This is a genomic window from Neobacillus ginsengisoli, from assembly GCF_030813055.1.
Genome location: NZ_JAUSTW010000002.1, coordinates 368,398 through 391,666 on the forward strand (window position 1 = coordinate 368,398; position 23,269 = coordinate 391,666).

Genomic DNA, 23,269 nt, shown 5'->3' on the forward strand with positions numbered 1-23,269 from the left:
GAGTTTAGGGAGGAATAAGTAATGAAACCTGCACCACTGCAAAAGAAGTTGTTGCCGCGACATATAAGTCTGATGGCAATGGGGGGAGCAATAGGTACCGGGATTTTTAAAGGGAGTGCTGAAACCGTTTCATTAGCTGGACCAGGGGTTATCTTCACTTATGTGTTCGCAGGGCTATTGCTTCTTGTTGTTATGGGAGCTATTGCAGAAATGGCAATCGTCTATCCGAACACAAATATGAAAGGTTTTGTTCAGAAAGCATTCGGTAAGCGCGTCTCCTTCGTTATGGGCTGGTTGTATTGTTTCATGTGGTTGGCCGTATGTGTCATTGAGGTAGTTGTGGCGGGAAGCTTTTTGCAATATTGGCTTCCATCCATCCCGCTATGGGAATTAAGTTTAGGCTGTGCAGCTTTAGTCATTGGAATTAACATGATGAATGTTAAAAACTATGGGGAATTTGAATTTTGGTTTGCCGGCATTAAAATCGCAATGATTATGGTATTTATCGTCTTAGGAGCTAGTATATTATTTGGTTTCATCCCAAGCAAGGAATCCAACTATCTGCAAAATTTTACACATCATGGAGGGTTTTTCCCAAATGGGTGGATGTCGATATTTACAGCGCTTTTAATTGTTATGTTTTCTTATGGAGGTTCTGAATTAATAGGACTCACAGTACCAGAAGTAAAAGGTGCAGAACGTATTTTACCTAAGGTTATTAAAAGTTTTATTTGGAGAATTATTTTGTTTTACACGCTGCCAATACTTATAATCTGCGGTTTAATTCCTTGGAATGAACTTAGCCACCAGGCAAGTCCGTTTGTCCAGGTGTTATCAATGACCGGCCTGCAGGGATCAGCTCACATTATGAACTTTATTTTAATTACAGCTGTCCTATCGGCAGCTAACTCTGGTATATATGGTTGCACAAGGATGCTGCATTCTTTAGCGGTAGAAGGGGAAGCACCAAAGTCTTTTTCTTATGTATCAAAAAACGGTGTTCCATTGTATAGTTTAATGTTAACTGCAGTTGTATTAATCGGAGGCTCTATGATCGCCTTTGTTGCACAGGATAAGGTATTTATGTTATTAATGGCGGTTCCTGGCTTTGTTGTATCATTGGTATGGATCAGCATTTGTTTAGCACAGTTAAAACTTCGCAAATCCTATTCAAAAGATCCAAGCTTTAAATTGTGGGGATACCCGTATATAACAGCGTTTACAGTGGTTACGTTAAGCATTATTTCATTCATATTTGTGTTTAATGAACAGAATAGAGTGAGTATTATTACTTGTCTCGTTGTTTTAGCAGTGTTGGTCGTGATCTCCATCTTTAAATTTAAAAATGTGGATGGACAGGTTACAAAGATAACAGAAAAGAATATAGTATAGTCTTATCTAAACATAGATTTAGTAGATAGACTATTTAAAGTAGGAAATAATCTGAGGAAAGACGTTTGCTCCTTGTTTAAGGTTCAATAAATGGAAAAAAATGAATAATTGGTGAACGTTTAATTTTAATAGATTTGTGAACACGGACGAGTATTTAGACAAGATTCTCCCTTTTTTATAAGAGGGGGAATTTTTTTTAGAAACAACGATATAAAGGTAGTTACAGATCGACTCGCAACTGCTTTAGATAGTATAGGATTTAAAAAAGGTGATCGTTTATCAATTATGCTTCCAAATTCCCCGCACTACATTTTCACCTTATTTAGTACGTTTCGTTTAGGTGGAATTGCTGTTCAAGTTAATCCGATGTATGTAGAAAGAGAAATCGAACATGTTTTAAATGATTCTGACTCTGAATACATAGTTGTGCTGGATTCCCTTTATCCAAAAGTAAAGAAATTACAATCAAATACTTCAATAAAAAAAGTGCTTGTTGTTAGCTTTGGCGGAACAAGAATCGATCTTGACGAAGGAGATCGTTATTTCGATGAGTTTCTTCATGAAGAGGTAAATATCCCGGAAGTTGAGATTAACCGCCGAGACGATGTAGCACTTTTACAATATACAGGCGATGTTGCAAAAATGGACGAGGAAGGCTATTTTTATATCCTTGATCGGAAAAAGGATGTCATTATTGCAAGTGGATACAATGTCTACCCTCGTGAAATAGAGGAAGTACTCTATCAGCTGGAAGCAATAGAAGAGGCACTCATCATTGGTGTTTCTGATACTTACCGTGGGGAAACTGTAAAGGCTTATGTCAAACTGAAAGAAGGATATTCGATTACGGCTGAGGAAATAAAACAGTACGGTAAGGAAAATCTTGCACCATATAAGGCACCTAAAGATGTCGAAATTCTCTCCGAGCTGCCAAAATCATCTGTAGGAAAACTACTCAGAAGAGTTTTAAGAGAAGAAGAATCAGCGAAAGTAAAAGCTTAATAGGAAAAGAGGGATAATGATGAGTATTACTAAACTATTCAGTTTACATGGAAAAACAGCCATTGTAACGGGTGGCGGACGAGGCTTAGGGCAGCAAATCGCTGAAGTGTATGCTGATGCAGGGGCAAATGTTGTGGTGTGTTCCAGGAATTTTGAAGCAACCGGCAATTAAGTGAAGCTCTCAAAGAAAAAGGGGTTCGTACCCTTGCATTTAAATGTGATGTGTCCAATCAAGAGAATATTCAACATGTCGTAGATGAAACGATGAAAGAATTTGGCCGGATTGATATTCTGGTCAATAATAGCGGTACAAGCTGGGGCGCACCTGCATTAGAAATGCCTCTTGATAAATGGGACAAGGTGATGGATATCAACCTTAAAGCTGTCTTCTTATTTTCTCAAGCTGTAGGAAAAATAATGGTGGAACAGCGTTCTGGTAAGATTATAAATATTGCCTCCATTGCCGGTATGGGCGGTCAGGACCCATTGGTGATGGATGCGATCGGTTATTCTACAAGCAAAGGTGCAGTCATTACGTTTACAAAAGATTTAGCCGTCAAATTGGCGCCTTATAATGTTCACGTTAATGCGATTGCGCCTGGATTTTTCCCTACAAAAATGGCAAAAGCTATATTGGATTATTCAGGGGAAAAAATCCTTGAGAGAACACCTGCGGGACGCTTTGGCTCAGACGACGATATGAAAGGACCTGCATTATTTTTAGCTTCTGATGCTTCTGACTATGTATTCGGGCATGTTCTTGCTGTTGACGGCGGAACAAGTGCCTCAGTTCAATAAGTAGCATGTTGAAATCCTGAACAATTAGACCTTTGAAGGTTTCTATAAAAAATGCCAGATCCATTGATCCGGTATTTTTCATAATTATTATTTTTTTATAAATTCTATCACTTTATAATTGACTAAATCGATTGCTTCTGCACATATATATGACCTGCCCCCGGGACAGTAAGAAATTGAGCATTTGGAATAATACGAGCAAGGGTGACTCCATTTTCATAAGGGACCAGTCGATCTTCATTTCCATGGATAACTAAAGTTGGAGCTTTGATTTGGCAGATTTCATCGTAGGTGTCATGAGCCATGCATGCTTGAAGCTGAAGCATGTAGGCATAGGGAAGAATAGGTATTTCAATTCTTTTTTGAATATCCTCCGCTATTAAATCCTTGTAATGATCGATAAATGATTGACTGTAAAGAATCGGTGCGGTCGCCCAGGCAATTTCCTCCGGTGTTGAATTAGTGGATGCTCTTGAAAGCATGAGCATTGAAACATCAGCTCTGGGTTGTACATGGTTTACTCCGCCGGAGGTTGTACAGCCTAATATAAGAGATCGGATACGCTCGGGATACTTTAGTGCTAACCTTTGGGCAATCATCCCACCCATGGAAATGCCATATACATGGGCGGAATCAACACCCGCTGCATCTAATACAGCATTTGCATCATCAGACATAAGCTCAATGGAATAAGGGGACTGGGGTTTACTGCTTAAACCGGTACCGCGATTATCAAAAACTATCACTTTAAAATGCTCACTGAGAGCAGGTAGAGTTCGAAACCATGACTTTGAATTAAGTGACAAACCCATAATTAATAGTAAGGGTTCACCATCACCGTGGACTTCATAATAAAGTTCAATTCCATTCGCATGGGCTATTGGCATATAAAACAACTCCTTTTTCTTCTGGATAATGTAAATTAAATGTTATTTGGTACAGGCAAAGAACACGATGCTGAATATTTTGTGAATTTCAAATTGACTTAAACTCTGAATTTCATTATGATTATAGCAACATACCATCTGGTTAGTTAAGAGGAATTTAAATGACATCCAAAGACAATGATCCGGTTACTTTTTATAAACATCTAGAAAAGAAATGGAATAAAAGCATCCATTCCTATACGAATAGCCAATCTTTCTCCATTGCCTTTGGTGAAGAGTTGGAAAATCATTTGGATCGGGTAATAATTCACAGAAAGTTCATAAATAGTTGGTTAAAGCGGTTCGACTTGGCGAATAAAGATGAAATAGCTGCCCTTGCATTAAGAAAAATAGATTGTGAGGAAAAACTGGACCATCTTGAAGATACAATCTACATGATCACCCAAAAGCAAAAAAGTAATCACATTAATTTAAAAAAGGTAAGAGAATCATTAGAAGAAATAGTATGTGAATTCGAACACACAGAAAGAAACTTCCGGTGTTACAAGATGAAAATACTGGAAAAAGAACTAGAGGATTTAAAACAATTTTTTCATAAACAAACTAATTTTGATATGGAGGAAAGAAACAATGACTGAAAAAAATGAGAAAGAAGCAGTGTTAGAAAATCAAGAATCCGAGGGTGTCCAAGAAGAGCAGCTATCAAGTTTCGAACTTATCTGGAAGCTTGGATTTGACGAATTAAATGCATGGGGTGAACGTTTAAATTACCGCGATGAAATCTTTTTAAATTCAGCTAGGAATTATGTTGAAAGAGTTAGGCATAATCAAGAAAATATTAAGGCAATCACAGAGCAATTCAGCAAAGAACTACGAGAGTGGGAAAAAGGTGCTCGCGAGGAGTTACTGATGTCAACAACAACTCTTCAGCATTTCTTCCCGATTAAGTCATATGAAGAAATTAATCGTGTTGTAGATGATATCCAAAAAAGAACAACTTTGCTTTTATTGAACCCTTTTCAAACTTTAACCAGCGGTCAAGGACTGGACAAGTATTTGGAAACGGTTGAAAAATATATTTCATTTAGAAAAAATGGCAGAGAGAAATATATTGATAGTGTTAAGAATACAACCAATGTGTTATATGAAAATCAAAAAATATTTGTGAATCTTTTCTCTAAACAAGTGAAAAATACGATTTTTCCATTTCAAAAATATATGAATAATAAATCAACTGAGACGACAAATTCATAAAATAGGGGTGGAACATAATGACAGATAAAAAAACATACGATCCATATGATTCTATTAAAAAGTATAGTGAATTGTGGGAAAAACAGATAAATGATTTTATTTTCCTTTTGACGAATAATAGCAATTTTGTCAAAATGGCCAACTTAGGTACGGAAGGACATTCTCGTTATTTTGAAAAACTAAGAAAAAATCAAGAATCGGTTGCCGGGTTACTTAATTTTCCTACTAAAAATGACGTTGCAAATGTAGCGAACTTAACTATTCAAGCAGAAGAGAAAATGGGAGCCTTAGAAGAACAAATTTGGGATCTTAAAGATTCTATGAAATCTCAAAGCAAAGAAATTGAAACTGTTGTGGATGTGTCCAAGGAAATTATTAAACTCACAAAACAGCTAAAAACAGAGTTATTGAAAACAAAAAAAGAGCTGGCAGATACAAAGGACTTACATGCAGAGCTTCAAGAAATGAAATTTGAGCTAATCAAATTAAATGATTTAAAAGATGAGTTCGAAATACTAAAAAGTCTCATAAAAAACGAGAAAGAAACAGAACAGGCATTAGTTGGAACAACCCAGTCAAAATAATTTTTGAATCGGAGGTAAAAATTAGATTGGGGTTCTCCGGGCTATGAAGACAAAAAAGTTGGCCTCGATACGTACATCGAAAAATATTTAAAACAGGCTGTTAAGCGGGCGATTCGCCATTCAGGAGCAGAAGAAATTACCTTAATCGGCTATTGCTTAGGCGGCACTATTGCTTCTATCTACGCCTCGATCACGGAAGAACCGATTAAAAATTTAATTGTCGCGACGGTTCCAATTGATTTCAAACCGTTTATCGGGCCGGATAAATGGGCAGAAGGCTTAAAAAATGGTGATTTTAACATTGACCGTTTTATTGATGTCTATGGGGTTGTCCCGCCTCAAATAGTGGAAGGGTTGTTTAGAGCAATAGGTGCGCCAATTTATTTCACAAACTATACCATGTTATTACATCGGGCACATGATCATCGTTATTTGGATAAGTGGCGTCGCATGAATAAATGGACGCTCGATCAAGTTCCTTTTGCCGGCGAGGCGTGTCGGCAAATAGCCAACGAGCTTTTTAAAGAGAACAAGCTGGTTAAAGGGGAATTGATGATTGGAAATAAAAAGGCTGACCTTAAAAATATTAAGGCAAACCTATTCGTTGTTTCAGGCTCCAGAGACAATTTAGTTTTAGAAGAACAAAGCAAGCCGATAATGGATTTAGTGTCCAGTAAGGATAAAACCTATATCACAGTTGAAGCTGGTCATGTCGGACTTGCCCTAACCGGTGTGTTCGCAGGAATTGTGGATAAATGGGTTTCAAGCCGTTCAAATTTGCTTTAATATCTTCGTGTAATAAAGTTCTGTACAAGATAATATAAATAATATTAAGCAATTGGGAGAGGGAAGGAAATACTCCTTCCCCCGCTAACTTGCTGTTTTGTGTTTATTTAAAAAGTCGCGAAGTACTTTATTGAATGAATCCTTTGCCTCCAGCTTAGCAATATGACCTGTATTTTTGAAGATGACAAATTCTGAGTGCCTGATCTGTTTATGCATTAAATACTGGATCCAAACAGGTGTGATGGAATCGTATTGGCCGCCAATGATTAAGGTTGGAATATTAATTTTAGGGAGTAAGGTTAAATTATTGACCTTAAAACAAGCTTCGGCTGATTTAAGATAATAGTCATGATTTGGCTTGTAAAATTTATAGAATTCTTCAAAGTTTGCCTTAGTCCAAGAATATAGACAGGCACGAGCCGCTTTTTCTATTTGGACATTAGGGGGATTCACCTCCGCCCGGGCTTTACGATAGTTTAAATATAGTTTTCCAAGGGTTTTCGGGACAAAATGAAAAGTACTGACGAGTATAAGTGAGCGACAAATCCCGGGAGCTTGACGGTAAATTTCTTGAGCAACCATTCCACCCATTGATAAGCCGCAAATGTGAGCGCTTTCAATGTGGAGTCTCTTTAATAAATTAATAACATCACTTGCAAAGTTTGGAATCGATATCTCCTCATTTGTTTTATGCTCTCCATGTCCCCGTAAATCAGGAATAATTAAGTCATAATGGTCCGCAAATACAAACTGATTATGCCAGCCTTCCTTCACTTCTCCAAGTCCATGAATAAAAACTAAAGGTTCACCGTCACCAAAACGTAAATAAGGAATTTCGGAGCAACTAGTTACTAATTCTCCCAAATTCGATCCCTCCTATTGATAAGATAATAACCATTATTTCCATGATTTATAAAGTGTAAAACATTTATAAAATTCTGACTAATTCATTATATAAACCCGCATGATTAAATATTACTCTTAGATGTAAATTACATATATCGATATGGAGAGTTAGGTGGTAACTTGATAATTTTTTCCATTGACAAATAAAATTTCAAGGAGTAAAGTGAAGTTGAAGCAAAAGGAAAATGATGTAGTTCAAAAGGAAATTCTCGTTAGGCGAGGCTTCTATACAAACATAGGCCACTGCCCGGAAACGTCGAAAGACGCCAATGGGTAGAACAGGTATTGCCGGATTAAGGCTCTACTTAAGGTGGCTGAGAAATTCTCTACGTTGTATAGTGCTGAAGCTAAACTAGGGGGATTATAAACATTACATTTTATTTGTGATGAAATCAAACCCCCGGTTTATCTGGTGGTTTTTTTGTTTTTTTCATATTTATAATCACCATAAAGTTTTCATGGAATAATATATTAATAGAATAAGGAGTGTGAGATTTGCGTGGATGGTTCCAGTAGTAGGCTGAGAAGAACGATTAATTTATTTGGAGTCAATAATACCCTACATTCCTCATCTGGAAGCTTCTGCGTAAATCGATGCTTCCGTTAAGAGGTTCTTCAGTGTTAATGGCTCCCATTACAATTGGGAGGTGTAGTGATGATGAAATTTAATCCTACTAAAAAAATCGCCGGTAAACAAAAACAAACTGATGAAGTTGTAAATATTCATGGGTTTGATATAGAACTGAATAAAGAGGATACAAAGAGAATCGATCGGCTGGTTGATAATTATGAAAAAAGCATTTTGTCACATTTAGATGATGAATATTTTCGTAAAACCACATGGTCCGATCGGATAGCCGACCGCATTTCTACTTTTGGAGGCAGCTGGAAGTTTATCATTTATTTTGGTATTTTCCTTGCTATTTGGATGATTTGGAACTCACTTGTTTTTACAAAGCATTTTGACAAACCGCCGTTTATCTTGCTAAATCTTATTCTCTCTTTTATTGCAGCATTTCAAGCGCCCGTTATCATGATGAGTCAAAATCGGCAGGCAGCACGAGATAAGCATGAATCAATTATCGATTTTGCAATCAACTACAAGGCTGAACAGGAAATTGATGGTATGCAAAGTCATCTCCATAAAATTGAAAATGAATTACTGACAATTAAACAATTGTTACAAGCAAAACAAATGGAAGATGATTCACAAGACGTATCAGAAAATCACTATGGTACGAAAAATATTATTTGAATCAAAAAAAGGAGCGCCCTTTTTGAAGGTGCTCCTTTTTTGTCTTTCCATTCCAAACCTTAGATATTAATTATAAGAAAGGTCGGCTGCAGGTACATAGTAACCATCCTCAACATCTAATATAAATTGTAAAATGTCTTCGGCAGCATGGGAATTTATAAATTCTCTTTGGCTATTGATTATGTTATTTAGTTTTTCACAATCATTTTCAAGTAATTTAGTGATTGTATTTTTAATATCGCTGATATCCTTACATACGACTCCTAAATTAGATTTTTCTGCGAAGGCGGGATTCCCTTCTTCCTGTCCGGGCAATGCACCTGTTATGATAATCGGCACATTGGCAGCGATAGCTTCAAACATTACATTCGGACTGCCTCTGGTAAAGGCGATATCAGAACTCAGCATAAGATCCTGAATATTTTTGGTGAATCCATAAATTTCAACTTTATTGCCATATTGACTTTTTAACGAATGCTCAAGCTTTGCTTTTAGTTTTGCATTTCTTCCTGCTACAATTTTCACAGTACAATCAAAATTATTCAGGAGATTTTCTGCGATAGTTTCCATATTCCCTACACCTTCACCACCGCTCATAATCAAGCATTTTAAAGGTGTACCCTTTTTATAGGTAACTTTCTTTTTTGTGTTTTTTTGAAAGAATCTGGAGCGTACAGGGAATCCTAAAACCTTTATGTTTTCAGCAGGGATTCCATATTCAAGACATTTCTCTCTTGCTTCAACAGTTGGACTTATAATATAATCAGCTCTTTTATCCGCCCAAAGTGGATAAATATTGACAAGATCTGCTATAAGGATAATAAAAGGTATTTTTATTTGTTGCTTCTCTAAAATATTTAAAATGGAGCCATTAAAATTTGGATGAACGGATAAAATGATATCTGGCTTTATTTCGTCCAGCAACTTTAAAAAATTATTTTTTATTAGCGATTCGATCATTGTATTTACAACAGAGGGTTTGATAGCGGAAAGATTCCACACCATCTTCCAAAGATTTTCTGCACTTCTAGTGATCGGACCATATGATTTACCGATATTCAGAAGAATCTGACCGCCAAGTGAAAAACCATCTACGACGTGTATGTTAACATCAGAATCGTCTTTTATTTTTTCAAATAAAGATTCTGTTATGCTTTTATGACCATGCCCTGTATTATCTGAGGAAATGATAAGTATATTTTTACCCATTTTACCAAGCCTTTCTTAAATACCTATTATATAATTATAACAAAATAAATGCACTTTGAAGACAGGTATATTTATTGTTAATACATTTTTAAGATTTAGCAATAAATAATTTCGTTATCCATGAAAAAAATAACAACATAAACATTTTCTAATAAAGGAGTTTAAATCATTTTTGAAAAAAAATAATCTAAAAATCATTTATACCATATTTGTTTTTATTGCACTAGCTGCCTTTGATAATATAATAATTGGGCTATTTCCGCCACTATTTCAAAATATTTCAAAGGATTTACATGTAAATATAGCTAAAATGGGTACAGTTTCAGCGGCTAATATTTTAGTAACAGCCCTATCATCGGTTTTTTGGGGATATCTTTCAGGGAAATTTAAAAGAAAAAAACTTATCATCATTGGAACGATCATATGGGTTGTATCTGTATTTTTAACGGCTATGAGTAAAAATTATTTGCAGCTGTTAATTTTTCAAATCATTACGGGTGTTGGCTTAGGTTGTATTGCATCAATCGGGTTTAGTGTACTAACGGATACCATCCCCTATCGAATGCGCGGAATGATTTTAAGCCTATGGGGTATGACACAGGGCTTGGGAGGTATTGCAGGCTCTCTCATGGCTTCTTTAATAGCTACGAGAACGAGTTGGAGATTCCCTTTTGAAATCGTAGGAATTATTGGCTTCTTTTTAATCGTGCTTTATCTTTTTGTAGATGAGCCCAAAAGAGGGGAATCCGATCCTGAACTGAAAGGAATTATTGGTAATGGACAATCATACAACTATATGATTGAATCAAAGCATATCTTATCGCTTGTTTTAAAACGGAGTAATTTACTTTTATTTTTACAAGCCTTTTTTATGAATATAACGACAGGGAGCCTCATTTGGGTTCCAACCCTATATATTTACAAAATTGAACAGCAAGGCTACGGTTTGAACACGGCTATGATAGCATCGGGTTATCTTTATGCGATTTTTCAGGTTGGAGGGATGACCTCAGTTTATTTTGGACATCTCGGTGATCGCTTGCAAAAGAAAACCTATAAAGGAAGAGCATATTTAACGGCGCTGTTTGTTTTTCTTACGATGCCGCTATACATATTTATGTTTATCGTGCCTATGACAGATCTATCCCTGCCAAAGGATAATAATGCGTTATTCATTTTATGGACTTTATTAAAACAAATAATTGTGAACCCGTGGATTCTATTATTGTTTATCCTATCGTTTTTTGCATCGGCGGCTCAATCTGCGAACACCCCAAATTGGCTGGCACTGATAACGGATGTAAATCTGCCTGAGCATCGGGGAACAGCCTTTAGTGTCGCGAATCTGTCTAATAGTTTTGGCAAAACAATTGGAAATGTGGGCGTTGGATTTTTGCTTGGCATCATATCGAGTCATTCGAAGGAACCTTATAGCTATATAATCACCTTATCTATACTGCAAATCTTTCTTATTCCTTCAGCGTTCTGTTATTTGAAAATGGCCAAAAATAATGTTTCAGATATAATTAAGGTTAAGCAGACGCTCAAGAAAAGAGCTGAAAATAAGTAGTACTGACTTTTATTTAAAAAAGTAGCATTAATGCTGAAAAAGAGGTTTCGGTAATGATAAAAAAATATCTGACGTTCCAAAAAAATAATGGTATTGCTCCATATATTTGGACTGTCCTTTGTATTTTACCGTTTTATTTTATTTTCCAATCTTCCTCAATTATTAAAATAGTTGTTGGGATATTACTAACGGTTTTATTTTTTGTCTTTTATCGAATTGCCTTTATTTCCAAAGGTTGGCCTGTTTATTTGTGGACGATGATTCTGATCGGAATATCGATTACTTCGACGAGTCTTTTCAACTATGTTTATTTTGCCTTTTTCCTAGCTTACTTTATAGGGAATATAAAGGACCGAATTGCCTTTTATACATTATATTTTATTCATTTATTTAGCACGTCTGCGTCGATCAACTATAATATTGTCCGGCAGAATGACCAGTTCTTAGCACAATTACCCTTTATCATCATCATTTGGATTAGTGTTATTTTACTCCCTTTTAACATCTATAATCGTAAAGAGCGAGGACAGCTCGAGGAAAAGCTTGAGGATGCCAACAAGAGAATCTCTGAGCTTAGTAAGTTGGAGGAACGTCAACGGATTGCCCGGGACCTCCATGACACTTTGGGACAAAAACTCTCAATGATAGGTCTTAAAAGTGATTTAGCAAGGAAATTAATTTACAAAGACCCTGAGCAAGCCCGTTGTGAATTGAAAGATGTTCAGCAGACGGCGAGGACTGCCCTAAGTGAAGTCAGAAAATTGGTATCTTCGATGCGCGGGATTCGTTTGAATGAGGAGATTGGCCGGGTAAAGCAAATCATTAAGGCAGCACAGATAGAATTTGAATGTGATGAGGATTTTTCACTTACGAATGTTTCACTCCTAACCGAGAATATCCTTAGTATGTGTTTAAAAGAGGCTGTAACCAATGTCGTAAAACATAGTGGGGCCACTTACTGTTATCTTTCCATAGAACAATCATGGAAAGAAATTGTTATGATTATCAGAGATAATGGGGTCTTTAAGGGAACGAAAGAAACTGTGACTGAGGGACACGGTTTGATTGGAATGAAAGAACGGTTGGAATTTATAAATGGGAGTTTGGAGCTCGTATCAAAAGAAGGAACAACCTTAACGATCAGAGTGCCAAACGATGTAAAACCTACTTAAAAAGGGGGGAGCAAAATTGATTACAATTATCATTGCTGAGGACCAAAAAATGCTGTTGGGGGCATTTGGCTCCCTGCTTAATTTGGAAGAGGATATGGAAGTAGTGGGAAAGGCGGCGAATGGTGAAGAAGCTGTAGCTCTTGTAAAGAAATACCGCCCCGATGTTTGCATCATGGATATCGAGATGCCCGGAAAGAGTGGACTTGAAGCAGCAGAAGAACTTAAAGGTCTAGGCTGTAAGGTAATTATATTAACAACCTTTGCTCGCTCCGGGTATTTTCAACGTGCCTTAAAAGCCGGTGTTAGCGGTTATTTATTGAAGGACAGCCCAAGTGAAGAATTAGCCGGCTCTATCCGCAGTGTAATGGCTGGCAGACGAATTTATGCGCCTGAGCTGATGGATGATGTTTATGGTGAAGAAAATCCTCTTACAGATCGTGAAAAAGAAGTTTTAGGACTTGTTGCTGACGGAAAGAATACACAAGAAATTGCTGAACAGCTAAGCATTAAGACGGGAACGGTTAGAAACTATATTTCAACCATATTGGATAAACTTGATGTGAAAAACCGAATCGAAGCCATCACCCAATCAAAAGAAAAGGGCTGGTTTAAATAAAATAACGGTACATGTGCTCTTTAATGTCATAGCAACGCATTAATCATGCGTAACACTTAAAAGCGCCGGAGGCATTATCCTCCGGCGCTTTTAAGTGTTAAACTCTCATTATTCAAAATTTATATCGATTTGCAGGATTTCTGATCTGCTTCCTAAGCGGATTGGGGGTCCCCAGAAGCCAAAGCCGGATGAAACAAAGGCGTGAAGCTGTTCTTTTTTTAAATATCCCCAATCCAATTCAAACATTTTTTTTGTAATGAGATGGTTAGGTGCCAGTTGACCTCTATGGGTATGTCCGGAGAGTAGGACATCAACCCCGTTTTCTTGAGCCTGTTTCAACTCAGAAGGTTGGTGGTCCATTGCGATAATGGGGTAAGAGCTGTCCCGATCTGAAAGTAAGTCGGCAAATGTCTTTCTCCCTTTATCGGTTTTGTCTTTTCTTCCAAGTAATTGAAAGCTATCTTCAATCATCACCATTTCATCCATTAGAATTTTTATATTAATCTTTTTCATTTGCTCGATAAATTGAGGAATTTGTCCCCCGTAATATTCATGATTACCCAAGACTCCAAAAACACCAAGGGGAGCGCTAAGCTCGCTCATGATTGCCCCCATATTCTTTTGAATGAACGGTTCGGGGTCATCATCGATGATATCACCGGGCAAAAGAATCAAATCCGGTTTTATTCTTTCGATTTTCTCCACTAATCTTTTTAAGTGCGATACCCCCGATAGTCTTCCGAAATGCATATCTGAAGCAACTGCAATTCTGAGAGCGTTTCTATTTCCATGTTTTCTCGGAACATTGATTTTAAAATTTCTGATGACAGGGCTATAGGCATTGAATAATCCAAATCCGAAAATAGCAGCAAGTAAAACTAGCACAGACAATCCTACCATCAAATAAGAAGTCCGGGATAATGTCCCATGTGACATTTTTAAAATGAGAATACTAATATCAGCAAGCGGAAATAGAATCAAAGCATATTGGAAAAAACCAAACCAGATTGAACCAATGGTACTGAAAAATTCCAAAAGTCTTGATAAACGCCCTATTACAAATGAATAGGAAAGCAAAACATACATAAAGCTAAAGAAAAATATATGATTTATTCCAAAAGAAATTCTCAGCCACATCCACATATTCCAGCCGATATAAAAGAGCAAGCCGTTGAATAAAACCAACATCAATAAAAGCTGAATTAGTCTTTTAAATCTATTCATCTAGTTTTTTCTCCCTTTGGTAAAAATCTTACTTTAGATTTTATCACAATGGTTTCGATACGCCTAAAAGAGAGCACCTGTTTAAAAATTTATTTTTGGATTTTTTTTACAAGGAATTGTCTGCGAAAAAGTCGAAATATTTACTTTAGCAAATTTTTTGAACGGAATCGTTTCCTAATTCGTAAAAAATATAGATTAATGGTTTTAGGGGGAATATTGTGACGAATATTATTGAGGCAGTTCATGTAAATAAAAATTTTAACGGTCGTTCCATTTTATCCGATGTTTCTTTTTCGATTAAAGAAGGAAGTATAAATGGTTTGCTTGGCCCTAATGGAGCCGGGAAAACGACGATGATTCGATTATTAAATGGAGTCATCAATCCTAACAGCGGTACGATGAAAGTCATGGGTTATGACCCTAAATCAGAAGGTGATGAAATTAGAAAACGGGCAGGGATTGTGACCGAAAGTGCAGCCCTTTATCATGACATGAGCGCGTGGGACAATCTTGTCTTTTTTTCAAAAATATATAATGCCTATGATCCAAAAAGAATCTCATATTTGCTTGATCAGTTTGGTATGAACGATAAAAAAGATCAATTAATAGGAACGTTTTCAACTGGGATGAAGAAAAGAATTACGTTGGCAAAGGCATTGTTACATAAGCCAAGTCTATTGTTTTTGGATGAACCGACAAATGGATTGGATCCGGAGGGAATCAATGATGTGATTCATTACTTAAGTAGAGTAAATGCTGAAGAAAAGGTAACAATTGTCATTTGTTCTCATGTGTTGCATCAGCTGGAAACGATTTGTGATTCATTCCTCTTTTTGAAAAATGGCAGAATCATCGAAGAAGGAACAAGAAGCGAACTGGAGGATAAATACTTAAAAGAAATTAAATTATTAGTGGAAACAGGGCTAAAACCGGAGAATCGCCAAACATATATGGGTCATGTTTATGAAAGAAAAGAGGCAGATCAACTTGAATTTACTTTAGGGTCAAAAGAGGATATTACCCCCTTATTAAGTGGAATTCTTAACGAATCGTGGGTCCATTCCTGTGAAATTACGAATAGAAGTCTTGAGGCACTTTACTTCAAGATTCGAGGTGAGGATCATGAATAAAAGAATCATTACCGCCATTGCTCAAAAAGATCTAAAAGCGACATTTTCATCAAAAAAAATTTGGGTTCCGATGATTATTCTTCCTTTGGTGATCTGTATTCTTTTTCCAGCTATATTTGCCTATATCGGCCTACATACTGAATTGATTGGGCATTCCTCGAAAGATTTAGAAAAACCTATAAATGCATTTATAAAAAGCTTTCCAAACGATGATATGAGAAATACGCTTGCCTCATTGCCGACACTGGGATATAAATCAGTTTATTTTTTCTTAAACTTTATGATGATCCCGTTTTTTTTAATGGTTGCCATCGTAAATTCACTTGTTACGTCCGCTAACAGTTTTGCCGGAGAAAAAGAAAGAAACACGTTAGAAACATTGTTATTTGCTCCGATCTCAGTATTTGATTTGTTTTTGGGTAAAGTTATTGCTTCATTCATCCCATCCTTCCTGATAACCCTTGGTGCATTTTTAATGAATAGTGTTATTGTTAATTTGATTGCTTTTCCTTATTTTAAGGAATTATTATTTTTAAATTCGACGTGGCTATTACTAATATTTTGGGTGATCCCTGCGCTTGTTATATTTAATATTATCCTTAATGTATTAGTGTCAGCTAAAGTAAAATCATTTCAAGAGGCGCAGCAGTTTGGCGGTATTATGGTTTTACCTGTCGTTGGCATCATCATAAGTCAGGCAAGTGGACTGTTTTTCTTGAGTTCGCTGACATTATTCTTGATTGGCGTAGGATTACTGGCTGCCAATGCTTTTTTAGTAAAAGTAATAACAAAATTCAATCAGAGAAACACCTTGTTTGAAAGCCAAATTCATTAATCAAAAAAAGCTGTTTTTTAATAGTGAACTCAAAGCTTGTAAGCGGGAAAACTTGTATTAATCCGAAAGTTCCTTTACTATGACTGTTATTAAGATGAGTAAAAGAGGTAGGGAAAATGAAATCACTTGTTTTTGAAAAGTTTGGCGGACCGGAAGTACTACATTATAAAGAAATACCTGATCCAACGATTAAAGAAAATGAAATATTGGTAAGAATGAAAGCCATTGGCTTGAATTTCGCGGATGTATATAGAAGGAAAGGGAATTATCATCTGGCCGGTGAACCGCCATATATTTTGGGCTATGAAGGAGCAGGAATTGTAGAACAGGTAGGAGAAGACGTGACAAACGTGAAAGTGGGAGACCATATTGGTTTTGCAGATGTTCCTTTTGCCAATGCAGAGTTAGTTGCAGTTCCTATGAATAAGGCAATCCCAATACCTTCAGAAATATCCTTTGAAACGGCCTCTTCTATATTGCTGCAAGGACTGACTGCACATTATTTAACGAAAGATAGTTATCGGATTAAGGAAGGTGACTTTGTTTTAGTCCACGCTGCAGCCGGAGGGGTTGGGCAACTACTTGTCCAAATAACGAAGCTGCTTGGCGGGAAGGTTATCGGTTTAACTTCTTCAAAAGAAAAGGCTGAGGTTAGTAAAACAGTTGGAGCAGATTTTGTGTTTTTATATGATGAACCTTGGCAGGAAAAGGTAAAGGAAGTAACCAATAATGTTGGTGCGGATGTCGTTTATGAATCAGTAGGTTCAACTTTGGAAGAAAGCTTTAAGGCAACTAGAATTGGAGGAACGGTGGTATTTTATGGGATGGCCGGCGGTGATCCTGCTCCTGTCGATCCACGAATGTTGATGGATACTTCCCGAACACTTACCGGCGGCGACCTTTGGAATGTTCTTACTTCCTTTGAAGAAAGAGCGATTCGCTCAAAACAATTGTTTGAGTGGATTATCGCAGGAAAGCTAAAAGTGCAAGCTCCTGTTTCATTTCGATTAAAAGATGGTACGGAAGCACACATATTACTTGAAAGCCGAAAAAGTACAGGGAAAATTTTATTAATTCCATAATGTACTAACAGGAGGTGCTGTGCACCACGTAAGGACAAGTGTCTTTTTGTGGTGTACAGCACCTTAACTAACTTCTAAAAAGCTTTTTATATGTTTGTACACTTCCCTTGGACGTTCTTCAGGAAGTGCGTGACCCGATTCTTTTAAAACGATTAGCTCAGAATTAACCAGGTCCCTGTTAAGTCTCTCTCCAATGTGAACAGGCAATGACTTATCATGCTCTCCCCAAATTAATAAACAGGGTGTTTTTATATTGTTAAGTACCTTAGACGGAAGGTCTCCTTCACGATGACGGATCATTCTTGTGAGGGCAACGAAAATCTCATCCTGTAAAAAAGGCTGCAAATATCCATTTATCATTTCATCATTTATTAATGAATGATTATAAAGGGTATCCTGAAGGTTCTTTTTCACTCCGGTACGTGCCAGCCAAAATTTCACAAACAGATGAAAAAACGGCAGGTAGCTTGTAATGATAAGCGGCATCCTTGATTTTTTCAGATAGGAGGAACTGCAAAGTAAGATGGCATTGTCGGCAAGTTCGGGCATAAGGTGAAGAATATTAAGTACAACCTGTCCACCCATGGAATGTCCTAGGAAAGTGAGTTTTTTTAAGCCGAAAAACTCAATTAACTTGATGACGGTTTGGGCCAAATTTTTATAGGAGTACTCGTAGCGATGGGATTTGTCGCTTTTTCCAAATGGCGGGAGGTCTACAGACAACACTTGATAATCTTGGTTTAAAAGCGGTATTAAATGGCGAAACGTGAAGCTTGAAGAAAGAAATCCATGTAATAAGATTACGGTTTTTGCTGACGTTTTGTTAGGATAAAATTCATAATAAACATTAATGTCATTTATCGGCTGATGTCCGGTTAAAACGGCCTGCTTCACTAATTCCTTCCTCCTTATTTCCTCTGCAATTTTTTAAATTAATGTTCCCCGGATTTGGTTACTTCACAACAAATTGATAAAAATTTTTTACAAAAAAACCTTTGTTCTCAACTTGTCCTTCACAGGCGGACAAATGTATTTTAGGGGTGTCAGGCACCAGTTTCTTTTTTGAAATTTTCGAAATAAAATATTTGAATTTTTAGAAAACTATTAGTATAATAATAAAAAACTAAAGGAGTTGATTTCCAGATGGAAAAGAAATTATTAAATTCACCACAGCACATGGATGAGGGTCAGGATTCTTTAATTGCAGAAATGGTGTTAAATAAAGCTCTGCTCGATTTCCGCAGAGATAAAATCCGTCAGGAAATCGACATGACATTACTGGAAGGAAACAAGGAGAAGTTTCTTCAGTTGACAGAAGAGTTAAAGAAAATTTCTTAATACAAATACAAACTTAGAAAATTGGCCCGATTCATTTTGAATTCGGGCTTATTCTTTTTTATGATAAGGGAAAAGGAGTTTTAGCGATTGAAAGAGACAATCATTGAGGAAATAAAAAAAATTGAGAAGCAATACCAAGTTAAAGTGTGTTATGCAGTGGAATCAGGAAGCAGGGCATGGGGATTTCCTTCAAAGGAAAGTGATTACGATGTACGTTTTATTTATGTGCATCAAAGGGATTGGTATTTGTCTATTGAACAAAAAAAAGATGTTATTGAACTCCCTATCAACAATCTCCTTGATATAAATGGATGGGAATTGCGGAAAGCACTTCGCCTCTTTAATAAATCCAATCCTCCGCTGATGGAATGGCTACATTCGGGAATAGTCTATTACCAAGCTTTTTCTTTAGTGGAGAAAATGAAATCAATTCAAGACCAAATATTTTTACCAGGGTCAGCACTTTATCACTACTTAAATATGACCAAGAGAAATTATCGTGATTATCTCCAAGGAGATCACGTTAAAATTAAGAAGTATTTTTATGTCCTTCGTCCCATATTGGCCTGCAACTGGATTGAACGCTACAATACGATTCCACCTGTAAAATTTCAAGAATTGGTCGAAGAGATTCTTGAAAATGGAGTTCTTAAACAAGAAATTCTCACCTTATTAAAAAGGAAAATCAATGGTGAAGAGCTCTACTTAGGACCAAAGCTCACAATTATTAACGATTATGTGGAGGAAGAAATCAGCCGAATGGAGGAATATGCAAAAACAATCATGATTTCAAAAACAGATATTACCCCGCAATTAGATATTCTTTTCAGAACGACACTTGACGAGGCTTGGGATTGAACAAAAAAAGGAAAAAAGGCCGTTCCATTTGGACGACCTTTTCTTTATAAGATTTATTAACTTGTTAAAAAGACCACACTATTTTTCCTCCTTAAATCTCCCAGATGCGAATTTAATATATTGCACCTATTGAAAGTTAATATCTAAAAAAATGATTGACATAAACCTTAAAAAATATTACGATACAATTCGTAACAATTCCGATTTGAAATAACATCAAACTCTGAATCTAAGAATATAACTTTGAATATTAAATCGTAATAATTCCAATTTAAAGTTTTAAATGGAGGCGAATGGAATAGTGAAAAGACTTTTAGCATTAATGCTTTTTTTTCTATTAATAGCAAGCGGCTGCTCTAATGCCAGTCAGGTGAACGGTAAAACAGAAAGCTCGGGATCGAAAAAATTGCAAATTGTTACTACTTTTTATCCGATGTATTTTTTTACAAAACAAGTTGCAGGGAACTCGGCAAATGTTGATCTATTGATCCCGAATGGTGTTGAACCGCATGATTGGGAACCAACGGCAAAGGATATGGCCAGTATTCAAGATGCTGATGTATTCATTTATAACAGCCAATACTTTGAGACTTGGGCTCAAAAGGTGTTAAAAAGTATTGATCAATCCCATTTAAAGGTCCTTGAAGCCTCTCAAGGTATCAACCTTATGGATGGTACATCTGAAGAAGAGAATGGTTCTCAGGCTTCGAAAGATCCGCATGTATGGCTATCACCGGTGTTAGCAGCAAAAGAGATTGACAACATTGCAAAGGCTTTAGAGCAAAAGGACCCAAAAAATAAACAACAATATGAACAAAATGCCAACAAAACAAAAGCAAAGCTTGCTGATTTAGATCGTTTATATAAGGAAAACATTGATAAGGCTAAGCGAAAGGAATTTGTTACTCAACATGCCGCTTTCGGCTATATGGCGAAGCAATATGGTTTAACACAGATTCCAATCGCCGGACTTTCTCCTGATGTGGAACCGACATTGGGGAAATTAGCTGAATTAGCCGACTTAACAAAGAAAAAGAATATAAAAATTATTTATTTTGAAGGATTAACTTCTTCAAAAGTGGCGCAAACATTAGCCAATGAAATTGGTGCTCAAACAGAAGTCTTAAATCCGCTTGAAGGTTTAACGAAAGAAGAGCAAAAGCAAGGATTAGACTATTTTGGAGTAATGAAAAAGAATTTAGAGTCACTAAAAAAGTCTATTAATGAATAAAATCTAATTTTTATTTTAGAAGAAATAAAAGTTGAAAGAATGATAAATTTACAAAAATGAGAGATAAAATAGAATAAAGTTACTTCTATCTAGTAATAGTTTTGCATAACTATTTACTAGAAGGAGGTAACGTTAAATGAAAAAAAATAACCAATATAGTTTAATCGTACAGGTCAATGGAGCAGTGCTTTCCGTTATCTTTGTTTTTTTATTAATTGCGGGAATGACCACTTTTCTTTCGGTAAAAATGTCCTCTGAATCAGTGGGTCAGATTCTTGAAACATCTGATTTAAATAAATTATTTTTGTATTTCTTTGGAACAGAAAATAAATATTTTATCCAAAATAACAAAGATATTAAGGATATTCCATTAACAAAAGTCGGTTTTCAAATTGCGACCAATATAAAAATAAATGATGTTAAATCGTTTTTTGAAAGAGAGTTACCGGGATTTTCAGAATTCAATACAAATATTCAAGTTGCGGGTCAAGGCACCGACATTACGAATGTGCCAATTGAATCCGCTCCGCCAATGGAAACCCTATTAAAAGAAAGAGAAGTAGCCCAAAACGCAGGAAAGAATAACAATTCAAACCAAACAGGCTCAACTATACCGCCCGGCCAAACGACAGACGGAAAGAAAGTTGTTTATATTTATCATACACATAGCTGGGAGTCCTATTTACCATTATTGCAGCAAGTTTCATCTTCATCACCCGATGATGCTGTTAGTTCCAATAACGGTGCAAACGTAGTTGAAGTTGGTGATATGTTAGCCAAAGACTTAGCTGCAAAAGGAATTGGCTCGGAGCATAGTACGATAGATGCCACCGAAAAGCTTCATGAAAAAGGTTGGAATTATAATAATGCATATCAATATTCAAGGGGCCTTGTGCAGGAAGCCATTGCCAGTGATCAGGATTTAAAATTCACGATAGATATTCATAGGGATTCCCAAAGAAAGAACATAACGACAACAACGATTAATAATAAAAGTTATGCCAGGTTGGATTTTATTGTCGGAGAAGCCAATCCGAATTTTAAACAGAATTTACAGCTTGCCAAAGACCTCCATGCCGCAGTAGAAAAAAAATATCCCGGATTAAGTAGAGGGATATTCTCAAAAAGTAAAAGTTTAGGGAATGGAGTGTATAATCAAGACCTTTCACCAAGAGCGATCTTAATTGAAGTAGGTGGGGTTGACAATAATTTAGATGAACTGCAAAATGCGATGGATGCATTTGCGGATGTCTTTAGTGAATACTATTGGGAAAAGAAAAATGCTAAAGCGTTTTAATATACTAAATGAAAATTATTATTGGAGGGCGCTATTTAAGGGTAGCGTCTTTTTTTATATCTTTCACGATAAAAATAAAAAATGATGCTAAAAAAGAAAGTAGATGTGTTTCTATTTGTGAAAAAATGTTACTTTTCAACATTTTTTCACAAAATGTTCATATTATTGTATTGTTAACGGTTATTTTATTAATTAAGCTAAATGTAGTAGAAAGTAATTTGAAATGATAAAGGAGGACTACATGTTACCGATTGAACGCCGACAGCAAATTGTGACCTGGTTGAACAAAGAAGGTTCAATTTCAATAACAGAAATCAGCAAGCGTTTAAATGTATCAGAAATGACCGTATACCGTGATATAAAACCCTTGTTGGAGGAAAGCAAAATCATTAAAACATCAGGCGGCATTTCCTTAGCGCCAGCACCGGTTATCGGCGTTTCTGCACATGCATGTACATATTGTTTAAAGGAGTCAAATAACCGCCATCCGGTTCAAATCATAACTAATGATTTAAGGGTAGAGCAATTATGCTGCCCGCATTGTGGAATACTACGATATAAGGATATTGAAAAGGATGTTTCACAAATTATTTGCCGTGATTTTCTTCACAACTCCACGATCAGCGCGAAAATGGCTTATTTCTTAATGGATGCCGATTTTCAATTGAATTGCTGTCAACCACAGGTTTTAACATTTGAATCCATAAAGCATGCGGAACAATTTCAAAAGGGGTTTGGCGGAACTGTATTGCGGTTTGATGAAGCAGTTGAAGAAATCCGGAAAAGAATGAAGGGCGAATCGGGTTGCCATTGTAAAAACTGAAATTTATCAAAAGAGGGAGT

The 23,269-nt window shown here is 36.3% G+C and carries 22 protein-coding genes, 2 pseudogenes and 1 riboswitch; of the genes and pseudogenes, 19 read left to right on the forward strand and 5 right to left on the reverse strand.

The features are described from left to right. Nucleotides 1–21 precede the first annotated feature (21 nt). The 3 genes and pseudogenes from J2S10_RS07285 to J2S10_RS07295 all read left to right on the forward strand — a co-directional run bounded on the left by J2S10_RS07285 (nt 22) and on the right by J2S10_RS07295 (nt 3,192). Nucleotides 22–1,392: an amino acid permease gene (locus J2S10_RS07285; RefSeq protein WP_307405958.1), complete on the forward strand. Its 1,371-nt coding sequence runs from the start codon at nt 22–24 to the stop codon at nt 1,390–1,392. A 210-nt stretch (nt 1,393–1,602) separates the two neighbouring features. Then, nucleotides 1,603–2,394 carry an AMP-binding protein gene (locus J2S10_RS07290; RefSeq protein WP_307406771.1) on the forward strand — a complete coding sequence of 264 codons (792 nt, stop codon included), beginning with the start codon at nt 1,603–1,605 and terminating at the stop codon, nt 2,392–2,394. A 19-nt stretch (nt 2,395–2,413) separates the two neighbouring features. Next, nucleotides 2,414–3,192, forward strand: a pseudogene (locus tag J2S10_RS07295) (SDR family oxidoreductase). A gap of 122 nt (nt 3,193–3,314) precedes the next feature. Here the strand turns inward: J2S10_RS07295 and J2S10_RS07300 are convergent. Beyond that, complete coding sequence (locus J2S10_RS07300; RefSeq protein WP_307405959.1) at nt 3,315–4,079, reverse strand: alpha/beta fold hydrolase; 765 nt, start codon at nt 4,077–4,079, stop codon at nt 3,315–3,317. A 161-nt stretch (nt 4,080–4,240) separates the two neighbouring features. Here J2S10_RS07300 and J2S10_RS07305 point away from each other — a divergent pair, with 161 nt between their 5' ends. From J2S10_RS07305 to J2S10_RS07320, 4 genes and pseudogenes are all read left to right on the forward strand, one after another. Beyond that, nucleotides 4,241–4,717, forward strand: coding sequence for a hypothetical protein (locus tag J2S10_RS07305; RefSeq protein ID WP_307405961.1), 477 nt, complete (start codon nt 4,241–4,243; stop codon nt 4,715–4,717). Continuing rightward, a complete protein-coding gene (locus J2S10_RS07310; protein WP_307405963.1) occupies nt 4,710–5,333 on the forward strand; it encodes a hypothetical protein in 624 nt (207 codons plus the stop codon). The genes J2S10_RS07305 and J2S10_RS07310 overlap by 8 nt, the downstream gene beginning before the upstream one ends. A 17-nt stretch (nt 5,334–5,350) precedes the next feature. After that, entirely contained in the window at nt 5,351–5,917 is a 567-nt protein-coding gene (locus J2S10_RS07315) for a polyhydroxyalkanoate biosynthesis repressor PhaR (RefSeq protein ID WP_307405965.1), read from the forward strand. A gap of 36 nt (nt 5,918–5,953) precedes the next feature. Next, nucleotides 5,954–6,703, forward strand: a pseudogene (locus tag J2S10_RS07320) (alpha/beta fold hydrolase); the annotation flags it as partial. An 84-nt stretch (nt 6,704–6,787) separates the two neighbouring features. Here the strand turns inward: J2S10_RS07320 and J2S10_RS07325 are convergent. Continuing rightward, nucleotides 6,788–7,567: an alpha/beta fold hydrolase gene (locus J2S10_RS07325; RefSeq protein ID WP_307405967.1), complete on the reverse strand. Its 780-nt coding sequence runs from the start codon at nt 7,565–7,567 to the stop codon at nt 6,788–6,790. A 243-nt stretch (nt 7,568–7,810) separates the two neighbouring features. Next, nucleotides 7,811–7,976: riboswitch (M-box (ykoK) riboswitch) on the forward strand. Nucleotides 7,977–8,264: 288 nt separating this feature from the next. Between J2S10_RS07325 and J2S10_RS07330 the strand changes: the two genes are divergently transcribed. After that, complete coding sequence (locus J2S10_RS07330) at nt 8,265–8,864, forward strand: DUF1003 domain-containing protein (RefSeq protein ID WP_307405969.1); 600 nt, start codon at nt 8,265–8,267, stop codon at nt 8,862–8,864. 66 nt (nt 8,865–8,930) lie between these two features. On the opposite strand, the gene J2S10_RS07335 is transcribed toward J2S10_RS07330, so the two are convergent. After that, entirely contained in the window at nt 8,931–10,073 is a 1,143-nt protein-coding gene (locus tag J2S10_RS07335; RefSeq protein ID WP_307405971.1) for an MGDG synthase family glycosyltransferase, read from the reverse strand. A 172-nt stretch (nt 10,074–10,245) separates the two neighbouring features. Here J2S10_RS07335 and J2S10_RS07340 point away from each other — a divergent pair, with 172 nt between their 5' ends. From J2S10_RS07340 to J2S10_RS07350, 3 genes are read left to right on the forward strand one after another with little or no spacing between them, the layout of a single operon-like run. Next, nucleotides 10,246–11,643 (forward strand): MFS transporter, encoded by a 1,398-nt coding sequence (locus tag J2S10_RS07340; RefSeq protein WP_307405973.1) that lies wholly within the window; start codon nt 10,246–10,248, stop codon nt 11,641–11,643. 53 nt (nt 11,644–11,696) lie between these two features. Further along, entirely contained in the window at nt 11,697–12,815 is a 1,119-nt protein-coding gene (locus tag J2S10_RS07345; protein ID WP_307405974.1) for a sensor histidine kinase, read from the forward strand. A gap of 16 nt (nt 12,816–12,831) precedes the next feature. Continuing rightward, nucleotides 12,832–13,431: a response regulator transcription factor gene (locus J2S10_RS07350; protein ID WP_307405976.1), complete on the forward strand. Its 600-nt coding sequence runs from the start codon at nt 12,832–12,834 to the stop codon at nt 13,429–13,431. A 108-nt stretch (nt 13,432–13,539) separates the two neighbouring features. Here the strand turns inward: J2S10_RS07350 and J2S10_RS07355 are convergent, their stop codons facing one another. Further along, entirely contained in the window at nt 13,540–14,655 is a 1,116-nt protein-coding gene (locus J2S10_RS07355) for a metallophosphoesterase (protein WP_307405979.1), read from the reverse strand. Nucleotides 14,656–14,873: 218 nt separating this feature from the next. Here J2S10_RS07355 and J2S10_RS07360 point away from each other — a divergent pair, with 218 nt between their 5' ends. From J2S10_RS07360 to J2S10_RS07370, 3 genes are all read left to right on the forward strand, one after another. Further along, nucleotides 14,874–15,785 (forward strand): ABC transporter ATP-binding protein, encoded by a 912-nt coding sequence (locus tag J2S10_RS07360; protein WP_307405981.1) that lies wholly within the window; start codon nt 14,874–14,876, stop codon nt 15,783–15,785. After that, on the forward strand, nt 15,778–16,620 hold the full coding sequence (locus tag J2S10_RS07365; RefSeq protein WP_307405982.1) for an ABC transporter permease subunit: 843 nt from the start codon (nt 15,778–15,780) through the stop codon (nt 16,618–16,620). The genes J2S10_RS07360 and J2S10_RS07365 overlap by 8 nt, the downstream gene beginning before the upstream one ends. Nucleotides 16,621–16,736: 116 nt before the next feature. Further along, complete coding sequence (locus J2S10_RS07370) at nt 16,737–17,702, forward strand: quinone oxidoreductase family protein (RefSeq protein WP_307405984.1); 966 nt, start codon at nt 16,737–16,739, stop codon at nt 17,700–17,702. Between the two features lie 63 nt (nt 17,703–17,765). On the opposite strand, the gene J2S10_RS07375 is transcribed toward J2S10_RS07370, so the two are convergent. Next, nucleotides 17,766–18,596, reverse strand: coding sequence for an alpha/beta fold hydrolase (locus J2S10_RS07375; RefSeq protein ID WP_307405986.1), 831 nt, complete (start codon nt 18,594–18,596; stop codon nt 17,766–17,768). A gap of 249 nt (nt 18,597–18,845) precedes the next feature. Here J2S10_RS07375 and J2S10_RS07380 point away from each other — a divergent pair, with 249 nt between their 5' ends. The 5 genes from J2S10_RS07380 to J2S10_RS07400 all read left to right on the forward strand — a co-directional run bounded on the left by J2S10_RS07380 (nt 18,846) and on the right by J2S10_RS07400 (nt 23,249). Continuing rightward, nucleotides 18,846–19,040, forward strand: coding sequence for an IDEAL domain-containing protein (locus tag J2S10_RS07380; protein WP_307405988.1), 195 nt, complete (start codon nt 18,846–18,848; stop codon nt 19,038–19,040). An 87-nt stretch (nt 19,041–19,127) separates the two neighbouring features. Beyond that, nucleotides 19,128–19,898: a nucleotidyltransferase domain-containing protein gene (locus tag J2S10_RS07385; RefSeq protein ID WP_307405989.1), complete on the forward strand. Its 771-nt coding sequence runs from the start codon at nt 19,128–19,130 to the stop codon at nt 19,896–19,898. A 283-nt stretch (nt 19,899–20,181) separates the two neighbouring features. Then, nucleotides 20,182–21,129, forward strand: a complete 948-nt coding sequence (locus J2S10_RS07390) for a metal ABC transporter substrate-binding protein (RefSeq protein WP_370876173.1) — start codon at nt 20,182–20,184, stop codon at nt 21,127–21,129. Nucleotides 21,130–21,265: 136 nt separating this feature from the next. After that, complete coding sequence (gene spoIIP, locus J2S10_RS07395) at nt 21,266–22,426, forward strand: stage II sporulation protein P (RefSeq protein WP_307405992.1); 1,161 nt, start codon at nt 21,266–21,268, stop codon at nt 22,424–22,426. Nucleotides 22,427–22,667: 241 nt separating this feature from the next. Then, nucleotides 22,668–23,249, forward strand: coding sequence for a DeoR family transcriptional regulator (locus tag J2S10_RS07400; RefSeq protein ID WP_307405994.1), 582 nt, complete (start codon nt 22,668–22,670; stop codon nt 23,247–23,249). The last annotated feature ends 20 nt before the right edge of the window (nt 23,250–23,269 follow it).

Bases quoted from the DNA above. Each gene is read 5' to 3' on its own strand.
- J2S10_RS07305 (WP_307405961.1), top strand. From the start codon at position 4,241: ATGACATCCAAAGACAATGATCCGGTTACTTTTTATAAACATCTAGAA.
- J2S10_RS07400 (WP_307405994.1), top strand. From the start codon at position 22,668: ATGTTACCGATTGAACGCCGACAGCAAATTGTGACCTGGTTGAACAAA.
- J2S10_RS07380 (WP_307405988.1), top strand. From the start codon at position 18,846: ATGGAAAAGAAATTATTAAATTCACCACAGCACATGGATGAGGGTCAG.
- J2S10_RS07365 (WP_307405982.1), top strand. From the start codon at position 15,778: ATGAATAAAAGAATCATTACCGCCATTGCTCAAAAAGATCTAAAAGCG.
- spoIIP (WP_307405992.1), top strand. From the start codon at position 21,266: ATGAAAAAAAATAACCAATATAGTTTAATCGTACAGGTCAATGGAGCA.
- J2S10_RS07330 (WP_307405969.1), top strand. From the start codon at position 8,265: ATGATGAAATTTAATCCTACTAAAAAAATCGCCGGTAAACAAAAACAA.
- J2S10_RS07345 (WP_307405974.1), top strand. From the start codon at position 11,697: ATGATAAAAAAATATCTGACGTTCCAAAAAAATAATGGTATTGCTCCA.
- J2S10_RS07310 (WP_307405963.1), top strand. From the start codon at position 4,710: ATGACTGAAAAAAATGAGAAAGAAGCAGTGTTAGAAAATCAAGAATCC.
- J2S10_RS07315 (WP_307405965.1), top strand. From the start codon at position 5,351: ATGACAGATAAAAAAACATACGATCCATATGATTCTATTAAAAAGTAT.
- J2S10_RS07300 (WP_307405959.1), bottom strand. From the start codon at position 4,079: ATGCCAATAGCCCATGCGAATGGAATTGAACTTTATTATGAAGTCCAC.
- J2S10_RS07390 (WP_370876173.1), top strand. From the start codon at position 20,182: ATGGAGGCGAATGGAATAGTGAAAAGACTTTTAGCATTAATGCTTTTT.
- J2S10_RS07335 (WP_307405971.1), bottom strand. From the start codon at position 10,073: ATGGGTAAAAATATACTTATCATTTCCTCAGATAATACAGGGCATGGT.
- J2S10_RS07370 (WP_307405984.1), top strand. From the start codon at position 16,737: ATGAAATCACTTGTTTTTGAAAAGTTTGGCGGACCGGAAGTACTACAT.
- J2S10_RS07285 (WP_307405958.1), top strand. From the start codon at position 22: ATGAAACCTGCACCACTGCAAAAGAAGTTGTTGCCGCGACATATAAGT.
- J2S10_RS07355 (WP_307405979.1), bottom strand. From the start codon at position 14,655: ATGAATAGATTTAAAAGACTAATTCAGCTTTTATTGATGTTGGTTTTA.